The sequence below is a fragment of the Microbacterium zouquanmingi genome (assembly GCF_052266695.1).
Classification (GTDB): Bacteria; Actinomycetota; Actinomycetes; order Actinomycetales; family Microbacteriaceae; genus Microbacterium.
This window is the reverse complement of record NZ_JBQPQZ010000001.1, coordinates 253,518-267,594: the sequence shown is the minus strand read 5'-3', so window position 1 is coordinate 267,594 and position 14,077 is coordinate 253,518. Positions and strand designations below refer to the sequence as shown.

Annotated in this window: 11 protein-coding genes; 5 read left to right on the top strand and 6 right to left on the bottom strand. The window is 66.2% G+C overall.

Going from position 1 to position 14,077, the window contains the following annotated elements; genetic code table 11:
- Window positions 1–49: 49 nt before the first annotated feature.
- Both ACTU6U_RS01245 and ACTU6U_RS01240 read left to right on the top strand, forming a co-directional pair.
- A complete protein-coding gene (locus ACTU6U_RS01245; protein ID WP_443467897.1) occupies window positions 50–1,546 on the top strand; it encodes an AlkA N-terminal domain-containing protein in 1,497 nt (498 codons plus the stop codon).
- Window positions 1,543–2,046 carry a methylated-DNA--[protein]-cysteine S-methyltransferase gene (locus tag ACTU6U_RS01240; protein ID WP_443467342.1) on the top strand — a complete coding sequence of 168 codons (504 nt, stop codon included), beginning with the start codon at window positions 1,543–1,545 and terminating at the stop codon, window positions 2,044–2,046. Before ACTU6U_RS01245 ends, ACTU6U_RS01240 begins: the two co-directional genes overlap by 4 nt.
- On the opposite strand, the gene ACTU6U_RS01235 is transcribed toward ACTU6U_RS01240, so the two are convergent.
- Complete coding sequence (locus ACTU6U_RS01235) at window positions 2,033–2,485, bottom strand: hypothetical protein (protein ID WP_443467341.1); 453 nt, start codon at window positions 2,483–2,485, stop codon at window positions 2,033–2,035. The two genes, ACTU6U_RS01240 and ACTU6U_RS01235, sit on opposite strands and share 14 nt — an antisense overlap.
- Before the next feature lie 129 nt (window positions 2,486–2,614).
- Between ACTU6U_RS01235 and ACTU6U_RS01230 the strand changes: the two genes are divergently transcribed.
- From ACTU6U_RS01230 to ACTU6U_RS01220, 3 genes are read left to right on the top strand one after another with little or no spacing between them, the layout of a single operon-like run.
- Window positions 2,615–4,483, top strand: a complete 1,869-nt coding sequence (locus tag ACTU6U_RS01230; protein ID WP_443467340.1) for an ABC transporter ATP-binding protein — start codon at window positions 2,615–2,617, stop codon at window positions 4,481–4,483.
- Window positions 4,480–6,294 (top strand): ABC transporter ATP-binding protein, encoded by a 1,815-nt coding sequence (locus ACTU6U_RS01225; protein WP_443467339.1) that lies wholly within the window; start codon window positions 4,480–4,482, stop codon window positions 6,292–6,294. The genes ACTU6U_RS01230 and ACTU6U_RS01225 overlap by 4 nt, the downstream gene beginning before the upstream one ends.
- A 40-nt stretch (window positions 6,295–6,334) precedes the next feature.
- Window positions 6,335–7,159, top strand: coding sequence for a hypothetical protein (locus ACTU6U_RS01220; protein ID WP_443467338.1), 825 nt, complete (start codon window positions 6,335–6,337; stop codon window positions 7,157–7,159).
- 12 nt (window positions 7,160–7,171) lie between these two features.
- On the opposite strand, the gene ACTU6U_RS01215 is transcribed toward ACTU6U_RS01220, so the two are convergent.
- From ACTU6U_RS01215 to ACTU6U_RS01195, 5 genes are read right to left on the bottom strand one after another with little or no spacing between them, the layout of a single operon-like run.
- On the bottom strand, window positions 7,172–8,608 hold the full coding sequence (locus ACTU6U_RS01215; protein ID WP_443467337.1) for a GH1 family beta-glucosidase: 1,437 nt from the start codon (window positions 8,606–8,608) through the stop codon (window positions 7,172–7,174).
- A complete protein-coding gene (yicI, locus tag ACTU6U_RS01210) occupies window positions 8,605–10,842 on the bottom strand; it encodes an alpha-xylosidase (protein ID WP_443467336.1) in 2,238 nt (745 codons plus the stop codon). Before yicI ends, ACTU6U_RS01215 begins: the two co-directional genes overlap by 4 nt.
- Window positions 10,842–11,729, bottom strand: a complete 888-nt coding sequence (locus ACTU6U_RS01205; RefSeq protein WP_443467896.1) for a carbohydrate ABC transporter permease — start codon at window positions 11,727–11,729, stop codon at window positions 10,842–10,844. Before ACTU6U_RS01205 ends, yicI begins: the two co-directional genes overlap by 1 nt.
- The gene (locus tag ACTU6U_RS01200; protein ID WP_443467335.1) at window positions 11,729–12,691 is read right to left on the bottom strand and encodes a carbohydrate ABC transporter permease; all 963 of its coding nucleotides are present in this window, start codon (window positions 12,689–12,691) and stop codon (window positions 11,729–11,731) included. The genes ACTU6U_RS01205 and ACTU6U_RS01200 overlap by 1 nt, the downstream gene beginning before the upstream one ends.
- Window positions 12,692–12,750: 59 nt before the next feature.
- Window positions 12,751–14,055, bottom strand: coding sequence for an ABC transporter substrate-binding protein (locus tag ACTU6U_RS01195; protein WP_443467334.1), 1,305 nt, complete (start codon window positions 14,053–14,055; stop codon window positions 12,751–12,753).
- Between the last annotated feature and the right edge of the window lie 22 nt (window positions 14,056–14,077).

Sequence of the window (14,077 nt, the reverse complement as noted above, 5' to 3'; positions counted from 1 at the left end):
AGCCCGCGGCATCCGGACGTGTCAGAGTGGAGCTGTGACCTTCCAGACGATGACCTTCGACGAGCGGTATCGCGCGATCGACGCGCGCGATACCCGCTTCGACGGGCAGTTCGTCACGGCCGTGCACTCCACCGGCATCTATTGCCGCCCCTCATGCCCCGCGCGCACGCCGAAGCAGCAGAATGTCAGCTTCTATCCGACCAGCGCCGCAGCCCACGAGGCGGGATTTCGGGCGTGCAAGAGGTGTCTTCCGGAGGCTGCTCCCGGCTCGCCTGCCTGGGATCTGCGAGGGGATGCCGCGGCCCGGGCCATGCGTCTGATCGCTGACGGAGTGGTCGAGCGCGAGGGCGTTCCCGGGCTGGCTGCGCGACTCGGCTACTCCCGCAGGCATCTGACTCGTCTGCTGACCGCAGAACTCGGCGCAGGTCCTCTTGCGCTGGCTCGCGCGCATCGCGCGCACAACGCCAGGATGCTGCTGGTGGGCACTGACCTTCCGGTCGCAGATGTCGCGTTCTCGGCAGGGTTCTCGAGCATCCGCCAGTGCAACGAGACGATCCGCGAGGTGTTCGGCCTGACGCCGAGCGAGCTGCGGGCGCGCCGCCGTGCCGCACAGGAGCCGGAGACCGTCCTCGGCGAGATCGATCTGCTGCTGCCGCACCGCGAGCCCATGGATGCCGCCGGCATCTTCGCATGGATGACCGCCCGTGCGATCCCCGGGGCCGAGACGTCGACGGCGAATTCCTTCGCTCGTCACCTGCGGATGCCCGGTGGGCCCGCGTGGTTCGAGGTGCGCCAGGAGTCTGACGGCCGACTGCGTCTGCGAGTGCGCGTCGCACACCTGGGCGACCTCGCCCCGCTCGTCGCGACCGCCCGCCGCGTCTTCGATCTGGATGCCGACCCTGTTGCGGTGGACACGGCGCTCTCGCGGCATCCGCTGCTCGCGCCGCTCGTGGCCCACGTCCCCGGCATCCGGGTGCCGGGTTCGGCCGACCCGCACGAGATGCTCATCCGCGCGATGGTGGGCCAGCAGATCACTGTCGCGGCCGCACGCACGGCGCTGACCGCTCTGACCCAGGCGCTCGGGGAGCGGGTCGCGGCGCCCGATGGTGAAGAGGGGATTCTGTTCCCGACGATGACGGCGATCGCCGAGCGCGGCGCGGAGGTGCTGAGGGGGCCAGCGGCCAGGATTCGCGCGATCACGGGCGCTGCCGCGGCTCTTGCCGACGGCACGCTCACCCTCACCGTCGGCGACGACCGTGCCGCGCAGCGCCGTGACCTTCTCGCCATGCCGGGAATCGGCCCGTGGACTGCGGACTACGTGCGAATGCGCGTCATCGGCGATCCGGACGTCTTCCTCCCCGGTGACGTCGCGATTCGCGCGGGAGCCGGGGCCTCCGGCATTCCGGCGGATGCTGCGCCGCTCACAGTCTGGGCAGAACGGGCCGCACCATGGCGCAGCTACCTCTCCGCACACCTCTGGCGTGCCGCTCCCGTGCGGGCGCCGCGCCGACAGAAGACCGCACGCCACGACGAGGAGCTCTCATGACCGCTCTCATCCAGACCATCGACACCGCAGACGGCGCGTTCACCATTCTGGTGGACGAACACCAGCGAGTGCTCGCCTCGGGGTGGACCCCCGACCAGGCAGAGATCATCGCCCGGCTGGCGGCGAAGAATCGTCCCGCCGAGATCCGTGAGGGACAGACCCAGGCCGCGTCTGCCGCTCGCGCGTACTACGCGGGAGACCTCACCGCGATCGATTCCGTCACGGTGCGCCAGTTCGGCACAGAACTGCAGCAGGTCGGCTGGGACGGGCTGCGAAGGATCGCACCGGGTCAGCCGCTCAGCTATGCGGAGTTCGCCGCGGAGCTCGGCAGTCCGAGCGCGGTGCGTGCCGCGGCATCCATCTGCGCCCGCAACGCTCCCGCACTCTTCGTTCCGTGCCATCGCGTGCTGCGCTCGGACGGCTCGCTGGGAGGCTTCGCGTGGGGCCTTCCGGTCAAAGAATCACTGCTTGCGCGCGAGCGCGCACTCAGCTCGCGCTGACCGGCGCCGCTGTCTCGGAGTCGATATCGCTGATGAAGCCGACCGCCGAGTAGACGATCTTGGTGAAGTCGAGCACTTCATCGCGCAGCGCGGTGTTGTCGACGACGTAGGCGAGCATGACGGGGAAATCCTTCATGCCGGCGTGCGGATGCGAGCCCGCGATGCGCGCCGCGATCACAATGCCGAATACGAGCAGGTCGACGGTGCCGTCTTCGTGGATGCGGATGAGCTGCGGGTCCGCGGCATCCGGATTCACGCCCAGCTCGCGCAGCGCTGTCAGCGACGTGCGATACCTGATCGCTTCGTCGAGCACCGCGAAGAAGTAGTCAGGACGGTCAGGGCCCGGGATCTGACGCAGCAGCCGGGCCTCGGCGGGCAGCTGTTCGCTCAGGTCGTCGGGACCCGTGTCGATACCGGTGACGCGCAGTCGTGAGCTCATCCGCCCAGCCTACGGCGCCGGATCCGCTGGCGCGATCGCGGAATAGTGGTTGTGAAGCGGAGGTTCAGAGCAATAGGCTGTAAGGCTGTCGCGTCGACCGCCTTCCGCACCACAACTTGTTTGAGAGTCATGTCTTCCTCCCCGTCTTCGCACTCCGCTTCGCTGTCGACTCCTCAGGCGCTCTGGCGCCTCGCCCCCTTCGTCAAGCCGGTCGTCTGGCGCTTCGCCGGCGGTGCCGCCAGCGCACTCGCCGCGGCAATCATCGCCCTGATGATCCCGATCGTGCTCGAGCAGATCCTGCGGGGACCGATCGAGTCCGGTGAGATCAGTCTCATCGTCGTCGGCGCGGTTGCCGTTCTCGCACTCGGGCTCGGCGAGGCGGTGATGGTGTGGCTGCGCCGCTGGTTCATCCTCAAGCCCTCCACCGAGGTCGAGTACCAGATGCGCACGCAGCTGTATTCGCGGCTGCAGGCGCTGCCGGTCGCCTTCCACGACCGCTGGCAGTCCGGACAGCTGCTCAGCCGCATGATGCAGGACATCGGTCTGATCCGCCGGTGGCTCGCGTTCGGGCTCATCCTGCTCGTCGTGAACATCCTCACGATCCTCATCGGCTCAGTGCTGCTGTTCCGCTGGCACTGGCTGCTGGGGGTGATCTTTCTGGTCACCGGCATCCCGATGTGGATCCGCGGATACCTGTTCGAGAAGCGCTACGGCGTGCTCACGCGCCGCAGCCAGGACCAGACCGGTGATCTCGCCACCAGCGTCGAGGAGAGTGTGCACGGCATCCGCGTGCTCAAGGCCTTCGGCCGCGGACAGCACGCCCTCAAGCGCTTCTCCGGCCAGGCCGAGACTCTGCGCGAGACCGAGATGAGCAAGGCGCGCTCTGTCGGTGCGCTGTGGTTCTTCCTCGATCTGATGCCGCAGATCGCTTTCGGTGTGAGCCTGATGTCGGGCATCTGGCTCATCTCGCAGGGCTCCATCGATGACGCGCAGCTGTTCGCGTTCTTCGCGATGGCGACCGTGCTGCGGTGGCCGATCGAATCGATCGGGTTCCTCTTCTCGTTCATGCTGGATGCCCGCACCGCGACCGACCGCGTGTTCGACATCTTCTCCGAGACGAACAGCATCACAGACCCGGAAAGCCCCGTGCAGATCAGCCAGCCGCGCGGTGAGCTGGTCTTCGAGAACGCGCACTTCCGGTACCAGGATGCCGGAGCCGCCGAGCGCGACCTCCTGGACGGCATCGACCTCGTCCTGCGCCCCGGGGAGACGATGGCACTGGTGGGCCTCACCGGAAGCGGCAAGACCACGCTGACGACACTGCCCGCACGCCTGTACGACGTGACGGGTGGGCGAGTGCTGCTCGACGGCGTCGATGTGCGCGATCTCTCGCTCGTCGAGCTGCGTCGACACATCGCCATGGCGTTCGAGGACGCCACGCTCTTCTCCGCATCCGTGCGCGAGAACGTGCTGCTCGGACGCGCCGAGCTCGACATCCACAGTGCGGAAGGCGAGCGTGTGCTGCGCGAAGCGCTCGGTGTTGCGCAGGCCGGCTTCGTTGACGAGCTGCCCGACGGCGTGGAGACCGTGATCGGCGAAGAGGGGCTGAGTCTCTCAGGCGGTCAGCGCCAGCGACTTGCTCTTGCCCGCGCGGTGGCCGCGGCTCCCAAGGTGCTCGTGCTGGATGACCCGCTGTCGGCGCTGGACGTCGACACTGAGGCGCTCGTCGAAGAGGCGCTACGCCACGTGCTCGCCGAGACGACAGCGCTGATCGTCGCGCACCGGCCGTCGACGGTGGCGCTCGCGGATCGTGTCGCACTTCTCGAGCGGGGACGGATCACGGCTGTCGGCACGCACTCGGGGCTTCTTCGATCGAGCTCGCACTACCGCCACGTGATCTCCAGTCTCGAGGCCGAGGAGGCCGCGCGCACCGGTGCGATTCCGATCATCGACATGCAGAACGATACGCAGACCGAAGAAGAGGAGGTGCAGGCGTGAGTGCGTCGCTGACCGGCACCCAGGATGAAGACCGCTCGAACTACACGCGCGAAGAGAGCCGCGCGATCCGTCAGCGCTCTCTGCGGCTGCTCGGCTCGCTCGTCTCGCCGCTGCGCACGAGGATTATCCTGGCCGCGGTCGTTCTCGTGATCTCCACGGCGCTGCAGGTCGCCGGCCCCATCCTCATCAGCATCGGGATCGACTGGGCTCTGCCGCAGGTACTGGACAACGCCGACTGGATGCCGACGTTCCTGATCGGCACCGTCTACCTGGTCGCGGGAGCTGCGGCTGCGGCACTGATCGGCTGGTACGTCGTCCTCGCCGCGCGCATCACCCAGGCGGTGCTCATCGACCTCCGCAAGCGCATCTTCCTGCACACGCAGCGGCTGAGTCTCGAGTTCCATGAGACGTACACATCTGGTCGCATCATCTCCCGTCAGACGAGCGACCTCGACTCGATCCGCGAGCTTCTCGATGGCGGCCTCAACAACCTGGTCTCCGGCGTGCTCTTCGGTGCGTTCACGTTCATCGCGCTGATGGTGTGGGACTGGCAGTCCGGCGTCATCCTGCTGCTGGCAGGGGTGCCGCTGGTGCTGCTGATGCGCTGGTTCTACACGCGTTCCCAGGTCATCTTCCGCGAGTCGCGCGTGATCAGCGCCAAGGTGATCGTGCAGTTCGTCGAGACGATGACCGGCATCCGTGCGGTGAAGGCGTTCCGCAAGGAGCCGCGCAACGACGTCGCTTTCCAGAAGGTCGCCGGCGACTACCGCGACGTGAACCGTCGCTCGATGCTGCTGTTCGGCACGTTCGAGCCCGGCCTGATGGCCGTGGCGGCCCTCACCCTGGGGCTTGTCGTGCTGTGGGGCGGCATCCGTGTCGCCGACGGCGCGCTGACTGTCGGCGTGCTGCTTTCCGCCGTGCTGTATGTGCGCAACTTCTTCGCGCCCATGCAGGAGATCGCGATGTTCCTGAACTCCTACCAGTCCGCCACGGCGGCGCTGGAGAAGGTCTCTGGCGTGCTCGATGAGGTCCCGACAGTCCCTGACCCCGAAGAGCCCGTCGACCTGTGGGAGTCTCGCGGGCACGTGAACTTCGACGAGGTGACGTTCGGGTACTCGGGAGAGAAGACGATCCTGCCGCACTTCTCGCTCGACATTCCCGCAGGCCAGACGATCGCCCTGGTAGGGACCACGGGAGCGGGCAAATCGACGCTCGCCAAGCTCATCTCGCGCTTCTACGATCCCTCGAAGGGGAATGTGACGCTCGACGGCGTGGATCTTCGTTCGCTGCATCCGAAGGATCTGCGCCGTGCGATCGTGATGGTCACACAGGAGGCGTATCTGTTCAGCGGCACTGTCGCCGACAACATCGCGCTCGGAAAGCCGGATGCGACGCTCGACGAGATCAGGGCGGCTGCCCGGGCTGTGGGTGCGGACGAGTTCATCTCCGCCCTGCCGGACGGCTACAGCTCCGACGTGAACAAGCGCGGCGGGCGAGTGTCGGCGGGGCAGCGCCAGCTGATCTCGTTCGCTCGCGCGTTCCTCGCGGACCCCGCGGTGCTGATCCTCGATGAGGCCACGGCATCCCTGGATATTCCGTCAGAGCGACTCATCCAGGACGCGCTGCAGACTCTGCTCGCCGACCGCACCGCGATCATCATCGCGCACCGGCTGTCGACGGTCGCGATTGCCGACAGGGTGCTCGTGATGGAACACGGCAAGATCATCGAGGATGACACTCCGGATGCTCTGATCAGCGGAACCGGCAAGTTCGCCCAGCTGCATGCGGCCTGGCAGGAGACGCTCGTCTGACGACCACCGGCGGCCAGCGCGCGACCGATACCATCGGAGAGTGGATCCGTTGTGGATGCTGGCTGCCGAGTGGTGGTGGGTCGCTCCGACCGCGGTCGGAGCGGGCGCCGTCACCGCCGTCGGCGTGCGCCGCGGCGTCAAGAACAGCGGCCGCCGGCTGGCGTTGGATGCTGCGCGCAAAGATCTGCGCGACGCTCAGCGCGACGCCGGTGAACGCCGCAGAGCGGTCAAGATCGCCCGTGCAGAGCACGCACGCCTGGTCGCAGAACGCACGGCATCTCGAGCATCCGCGTTAGACGTGGCAAGTGCACGTCGTGCGCTGAAGCAGGCCGAGCAGGATGCCAGAGCTGCACGTGCGGATGTGCGCGCTCGCCGCGTGCGCGTGAGCGTGGCGCAGGCGGAGGTGCCATCGGCATCCCAGCGCGAGCGCTATCCGATCGCCCGACTGCACCGGGCCCACGACACGATCACCGCCCGCTGGATGGCATACGAGACCGACCCGGCACTGCTCATCGCGTACCCCGTCATGAGCGATGGCAAGGATCCGGCGATGGCCGCGTTCCTTGCCGCTGCACGCGCGGCGCGTGATCTTCGTCCTTCGTCGAGCGCCGGTCTCTCGATCGAAGAGTACTCCGCATACCGGGAAGCGGTGGCACGCCTCGAGCGCACCTTCGACATCGCTGAGCACACAGCGAAAGAGCGCGCTGCTGGCCGCAACCCGAACAGTGCGAACGGGTGGCAGGAGAGCGCGCAGGAGATGCTCAATCGTTCCGCGGAGGCGTTGGATAAGGCCGCGGGAGCCGCGGCATCCGCCTTCGCGGTCTGGTCGTCACGCAAACGTCCGCGCGACGACCAGGACCGCTGAGCCCAGCGCTGCTCAGGCAGGCAGAGAGCGAGTGTGCACGAGCTCCTGGTACCAGCGCCCGGAGTCCTTCACCGTGCGCTCCAGAGTGTCAAAATCGACGCGGACGATGCCGAATCGCTTCGCGTAACCATAGCCCCACTCGAAGTTGTCCAGCAATGACCAGACGAAGTAGCCGCGCAGGTCGACACCGCGCTCCATGGCACGGTGCGCTGCGGTGAAGTGGCGACGCAGATAGTCGGTGCGCTCGGGGTCGGGAATAGTCCCGTCCTCTGCGACCTCGTCTTCGAACGCGGCGCCGTTCTCGGTCACCATGAGCGGCTGCTCGGGGAACTGCTCCGAGAGCGAGACCAGCAGTTCCTCGAGGCCCTCCGGCGCGATGTTCCAGCCCATCGCTGTGTACGGCCCAGGCTGCTGTACGAACTCGACGGCCTGGTCGCTGCCCGGCCATGCGGTGCCGGCCGAGGTGCCCTTATGCCCGTCGTTCTGTTGCTTCTCGGACACGCCGTCCCACAGCCGGACAGTCGCCGTGGAGTAGTAGTTCACACCGAGCACGTCGATGGGCTGGTTGATCGTGGCAAGGTCGCCGTCCTGCACGAAAGACCAGTCGGTGACCTCCGCGGTGTCGGCGAGCAGATCGGCGGGATACTCGCCGCGCAGCATCGGATGCGTGAACGCGCGGTTCGCGAGACCATCGATGCGGCGCATCGCCTCGGCAGCACCGTCGCCCTGGCCGCGCAGCACGTGGAAGTTGAGCGTGACCGAGTAGTCGGGGTCTCCGGTGGAGGTTGCCCGCAGCGCCTGGATCGCGCGGCCGTGCGCGAGGTTGAGGTGGTGCACGGCAGCCAGCGCGGATGCCGGCTCGGTGCGCCCTGGTGCGTGGCCGCCCTGGCCGTAGCCGAGGTAGGCCGAGCACCACGGCTCGTTGAGCGTCGTCCAGGTGTGCACGCGGTCGCCGAGCGCGGTGCCCATGATCTCGGCATAGCGTTCGAAGGCATCGGTGGTGGCGCGCGAGGTCCAGCCGCCGGCGTCTTCGAGGTACTGCGGGAGGTCCCAGTGATAGAGCGTGGCGACGGGGCGGATGTCGCGCTCGAGCAGACCGTCGACCAGACGCGAATAGAAGTCGATGCCCGCCTGATTGACCTCGCCGGTGGCGGTCGGCTGGATGCGCGGCCACGCGATCGAGAAGCGGTACGCGCCGAGACCCAGGTCCTTCATCAGGTCGAGGTCCTCCGAGGCGCGGTGGTAGTGGTCACAGGCTACGTCTCCCGTGTCGCCGTTCCAGACCTTGCCGGGCGTCTTGCTGAACGTGTCCCAGATGGAGGGGGTTCGGCCATCCGCGGCAGCCGCACCCTCGATCTGGTATGACGCGGTCGCCGATCCGAACGTGAACGAGGGCGGGAAGACGAGACCGGAGTCGCGATAGTCAGCGGAACCGGTGATGGAAGTCATTCGGTGGTCTCCTCAAGGTCTGCAGTGTAAGTGCGGCTTGTACCGTCGGGGGCGGTGACTGTTACCGATGCGGTTCCGGAGCCTCCGCGGAACACCCGCAGCGTCAGGCCATCGTGGTAGTCGTAATCGGGACGGTCCTCGCGCGCGCCCCATGGCACAACGCTACCGGGCCGGACGTAGAGAGGCAGAGATGTGTAATCATGTGTTTCACGGCGCCAGCCGCCGCCCTGCACGACCTCACCCGTCAGCAGCGAGGTCCACTCACCTTGTGGCAGATAGAACTCCACCTCTCCGGTCTCGGAGAACACCGGTGCGACGAGCAGATTCCCACCCAGCATGTACTGGCGATCCAGGTGTGCGACTGAGGGATCGTCAGGGAACTCGAGCTGCATCGGGCGCATGATCGGCACACCGGTCGCCGCAGCGTCCACGCCGAGTTGGAACAGATAGGGCATCAGCCGCATCTTGAGGTGGGTGAAGATGCGGGTCACTTCGACCGCTTCCTCATCGAACGCCCACGGCACGCGATACGAGCTCGAGCCGTGGAAGCGAGAGTGCGAGCCGAGCAGGCCGAACGCCGTCCAGCGCTTGAAGACCCCGGCATCTGGCGTGCCCTCGAAGCCGCCGATGTCATGGCTCCAGAACGCGAAGCCGCTGAGTGCGAGCGAAAGCCCCCCGCGCAGCGTCTCGGCCATCGACGCGAAGGTCGAGGTCGAGTCCCCGCCCCAGTGCACGGGCATGCTCTGGCCTCCGGCGGTCGCGGAGCGGGCGAACAGCACCGCCTCGCCCTCGCCGCGAGCCTCGGTGAGCACTTCGTGCACGGCACGGTTATAGAGCTGGGTATAGAGGTTGTGCATCCGAGCGGGGTCTGACCCGTCGGCCCAGATCACATCGGTCGGGATGCGCTCGCCGAAGTCGGTCTTGAAGCAGTCCACTCCCTGTGCGACGAGTCCTCGCAGCTTCGACTGGTACCAGGCGACAGCATCCGGGTTGGTGAAGTCGACGAGCCCCATTCCGGCCTGCCACAGGTCCCACTGCCAGATCGATCCGTCGGCGCGCTTCACGAGGTACCCCGCGTCACCCGCCTCGCGGAAAAGCGGCGAACGCTGCGCGATGTACGGGTTGATCCACACCGAGACGCGCAGATCCTTCTCGTGCAGCCGCTCGAGCATTCCGGTGGGGTCGGGGAACACCCGGGGGTCCCACTCGAAATCGCACCAGTTGAACTCGCGCATCCAGAAGCAGTCGAAGTGGAACACCGAGACCGGAAGCTCGCGTGCAGCCATCTCGTCGATGAACGAGTTGACGGTCTTCTCGTCGTAGTCGGTTGTGAAGCTGGTCGACAGCCACAGGCCGTACGACCAGGCCGGAACCACCGGCGGGCGCCCGGTGAGCGCGGTGTACCGCTCCAGCACGTCCTTCGGAGCGGGGCCCGCGATCACGAAGTATTCGAGCACTTCGCCTGGCACCGAGAACTGCACGCGCTCAACGGCTTCCGAGCCGATCTCATACGAGACGTGGCCCGGATCGTTGACGAGGATGCCGTAGCCGCGGTTGGAGAGATGCAACGGCACGCTCTTGTAGGCCTGCTCGCTGGAGGTTCCACCATCAGCGTTCCAGATCTCGACGGTCTGGCCGTTCTTGACCACGGGGCCGAAGCGCTCGCCGAGCCCATAGATGAGTTCTCCGACGCCCAGATCGAGCTGCTCGTGCACGAACGTCGTCTCGGCGGGCACCGGCGATGCGGCGCGCGCGTTGCCGACGATGCCCTGGTCGACCTCGGCGTCCGGGGCGACGCGCAGGTAACCCTGCGATTTGTGTCCGCTGCCGGTCACCCGGCGCCCGTCGATCTCGAAAGAGAGGTTCCACGGGGCGCCAGGGGTGACGCGCGCGGTCAGGGGGCCAGCGGTGAGCACACCGCTGGCCGCGGTGACGGATGCTGCTCCCGCTCCGCCTTCGGATGCGCCAGGCAGCTCGAAACCGCCGTGCCAGTGGCCGCCTTCGTGATGTGCAATGCGTACCCGGATCACACCGTCCGCGGGGGAGGAGAGGGTCGTGGTCAGCACCGGGCGGTTGAGAGTGTCGCCGCGCTTGGAGATGACGAAGGTCGGAGCGGTGATCACCAGACCCTGCCCGTCCGGGGTGTTCGACGTGGGCTCGATGTCGTACGCCTCCTGTGCGTACAGCGCGGTGACGCCTGGGCGCAGCTGCCAGAATCCGTCGGTGAACTTCATTATTTGATGGCTCCTGCCGTGATGCCACGCGTGAGCGTGCGCTGGAAGATGAGGAAGAAGATGAGCGTGGGGATGATGCCCAGGAGGGCTGAGGCGCTCGTCGTGGTGACATCCATGAGCCGGTCGCCCTGCAGAACGCTGATCGCCACGGGGACGGTCTGATTCGCATTGGATGCCAGGAACGTCAGCGGGAGGAGGAACTCGTTCCATGTCCAGATGAAGAAGAAGATGAGGAGCACCGACAGGGTCGGCCTGCTGATCGGGAACACCACCCGCCAGAGGATCTGCCATTTGGTCGCACCATCGATCGATGCGGCCTCGAGCACCTCCTTCGGGAACGTGCCGTACACGGAAGAGAGCAGATAGGTGCCGAACGCCGCTTGCACGACGGTGAAGACGATGATCACCGACCAGACGTTGTCGTAGAGACCTACCGACTTGAACATGTAGTACAGCGGGTAGAGCAGCGCTTCCTGCGGCAGCAGGTTCGCCATCAGGAAAAGCAGCACGATCCAGCTGCGTCCGCGCACGCGGCCGATGCCGATGGCGAAGGCGTTGAACATCGAGATGACGACGGCGAGAACCGAGACGACACCCGAGATGAAGATCGAGTTCCAGACCTTCTCGGGGAAGTTCACGCGCTCCCAGAACGCGACCATTCCGCTGAAGTCGAGACTTGCCGGGAGTCCCAGGGGGCCCGCTGTGGCGTACTCGGTGGGGGACTTGAACGAGTTGACCAGCACGAGGTAGAACGGGGCGAGCACAGCGATCGCTCCGATGATGACGAGCGCGAGCAGCAGCCAGTCGACTCCGCGCTTCTTGGTCATTCCCCCGCGGGGGCGGCTCTTCCCGTGCTTGCCGGTGACGATGGCAGTGGTGGCGTGCATCACAGTCCCGCCCTCTCTTTGCGCTCGAGTGCGTTCTGCACCCGGATGAATACGATCGAGACGATGACGACGACGATCGTCAGAACTGTGGCGATTGTGGCGCCATAGCCGACGTTCCGCTTCGTGAAGAACTCCTGGTACGCGTAGTACGCGGGAACCAGCGTTGACCCTGCGGGTCCGCCGCCGGTGATGACGTAGACCGGGCCGAAGACCTTCAGAGCCGCGATCGTGCAGGTGAGGGTGACGACGAAGATCTCGGGGCGGATGATGCTCATCGTGATGAGACGGAACCGCTGCAGCCAGTTCGCTCCATCGAGCTCGGCGGCTTCGTAGAGTTCGGGGTCGACGCGCTGGAGGGCCGCCATGAAGACGACGACGGGGTAGCCGATCTGCACCCAGATCAGCACGACCATGAGCACGATGAGCGCCGAGGGCATCTTGCCGAGCCAATCGACCGCACCGATGCCGAAGGCGCCGAGGATCTGGTTCAGCGCTCCGTCCGATCCTGGGCGCACGATCCAGCCGATCACGATGCCGGCCACGACGACCGGAAGGATCTGCGGGAGGTAGAAGGTCGCACGCAGGAAGCTGGCGGTGCGCCCGCCGAACTTTCGCCCTACGACATCGAAGAGGAGAGCCGCGATGACCAGTCCGAGGATGGTCGGCAGCACCACCATGGCAAGAACCATCCAGATGGAGTTCGTGAACGAGGTCCAGAAGTCGTCGTCGCCGAAGATCTTCACCCAGTTCTCGAGGCCGATGAACTCGGGGGCGCGCACCCCCTTCCACTTGGTGAAGGTGAGGTACACGTTCCAGATGAGCGGCACGATCACGATGACCAGCAGCAGGACGAAGCCCGGGAGAAGGTACGCCCAGTAAGCCTTCGTGCCGGAGCCGCGCTGTGGGATCGACGGCTGCTCAGCCGGCGGGCGCACCCGCTTGGTGCGTGTGAGTTGTGACATGGTGGTTGCCTTTCCCTGCGAGAGGGTGGGGGCGGTGTTGAGCCGCCCCCACCGATCGATCAGCGGTACTCCGCAGTTCCTTCGTCGTACTGCTCGCCGAGGTTGGCGTTGGTCGTGGCGACGTCCTGCGCACCGGTGATCAGTCCCTGCAGCTCCTGCACGATCACGTCATAGAAGCCGGGGGCCGGCCAGTCCGGGAAGAACGACAGGCCATCAGCATCGAGGACGCCGTTGAAGGCGGTGATGAGCTCCTGGCTCTTCTCGTCGGTGATGTCTGCCGGGTCAGCGGCGACCGGAAGGCCACCGTTGTTGCCGATGATCGCCTGGATCTCCGGGCGCATGGTGATGTCGATGAACTCGTACGCGAGCTCCTTGTTCGATGCGTTCTCCGGCACAACCCACAGGTTGCCCGACGAGCCCAGCGAGAGCTCCGCCTCGGGGAACGCCTGCAGCGTCCAGTCGAAGCCGGTGGCCTCGTTGACGAAGCGTCCGTACCACCAGGAGCCGGAGACGAAGATGGGCGAGGTTGCGTTGATGAACGAGACTCCGGCATCCTCCGCCTTGATCGACGAGACGTCGCTGGCGATGTATCCCTTGTCGACGTAATCCTGGAGCGTCTGAGTCGCGTAGGTGATCTCGTCGCCCTCCCAATCGACCGGGTTCTCATAGAGCTGGTAGTCGTCGACGAAACCGCGGTCGGCCTGGGTCAGCGCCAGCTGATACCAGAGCTGTCCGAGAGGGTACTCCGCGCCGGCCTCGGCGAGGGGAGTGATGCCCTGTGCGACGAATGCATCCATGACAGCGACGAACTCGTCGTACGTCTCGGGGATCTCGAGCCCTGCCGCGGCGAAGGCATCGTTGTTGTAGTAGACACCGACGAACTCGCCGTAGTTCGGGACGCCGTACCAGGCGTCTCCGCCCATGACGCCGTCTTCGCTGTAGCGCGCTGTCGTCTGTAGCGAAGGTGCGAGCTTCTCGTCCCAGCCGTATTCAGCGACAGCGTCAGAGATGTCGGTGATCAGACCGGTCGATGCGAGGAAGCCGGCGGTGGCGTTTCCCTTGTTGAACTCCATCAGGTCGGGTGCGGCATCGGTGTCGAGCACCTGGCTGGCCGTCTTCTGAATCTGCTCGAAGGACTTCTCCTCGAACTCGACCGTGGCGCCGGTCTCTTCTTCGAAGATCGAGATCGCCTCGGCCCAGGCCTTGCCCATCGCGCTGTCAGCACCCTCGTAGTGCCAGAGCTTCAGGGTGTCGGATGCTCCGTCGTCACCCCCACCGGCGGAGCATCCGCTCACCGTGAGTCCTAGGGTGGTGACCGCGGCCAGTGCGGCCAGGGTCTTCGTACTGCGGGTGAATCGTGCCATCGTCGGCACTCCTTTCTCGGGT

Excerpts from the sequence above, each read along its gene's own strand:
- ACTU6U_RS01245 (WP_443467897.1), top strand. The coding sequence starts at position 50 with ATGACCTTCGACGAGCGGTATCGCGCGATCGACGCGCGCGATACCCGC.
- ACTU6U_RS01240 (WP_443467342.1), top strand. The coding sequence starts at position 1,543 with ATGACCGCTCTCATCCAGACCATCGACACCGCAGACGGCGCGTTCACC.
- ACTU6U_RS01235 (WP_443467341.1), bottom strand. The coding sequence starts at position 2,485 with ATGAGCTCACGACTGCGCGTCACCGGTATCGACACGGGTCCCGACGAC.
- ACTU6U_RS01230 (WP_443467340.1), top strand. The coding sequence starts at position 2,615 with ATGTCTTCCTCCCCGTCTTCGCACTCCGCTTCGCTGTCGACTCCTCAG.
- ACTU6U_RS01215 (WP_443467337.1), bottom strand. The coding sequence starts at position 8,608 with ATGACTTCCATCACCGGTTCCGCTGACTATCGCGACTCCGGTCTCGTC.
- yicI (WP_443467336.1), bottom strand. The coding sequence starts at position 10,842 with ATGAAGTTCACCGACGGATTCTGGCAGCTGCGCCCAGGCGTCACCGCG.
- ACTU6U_RS01205 (WP_443467896.1), bottom strand. The coding sequence starts at position 11,729 with ATGCACGCCACCACTGCCATCGTCACCGGCAAGCACGGGAAGAGCCGC.
- ACTU6U_RS01200 (WP_443467335.1), bottom strand. The coding sequence starts at position 12,691 with ATGTCACAACTCACACGCACCAAGCGGGTGCGCCCGCCGGCTGAGCAG.
- ACTU6U_RS01195 (WP_443467334.1), bottom strand. The coding sequence starts at position 14,055 with ATGGCACGATTCACCCGCAGTACGAAGACCCTGGCCGCACTGGCCGCG.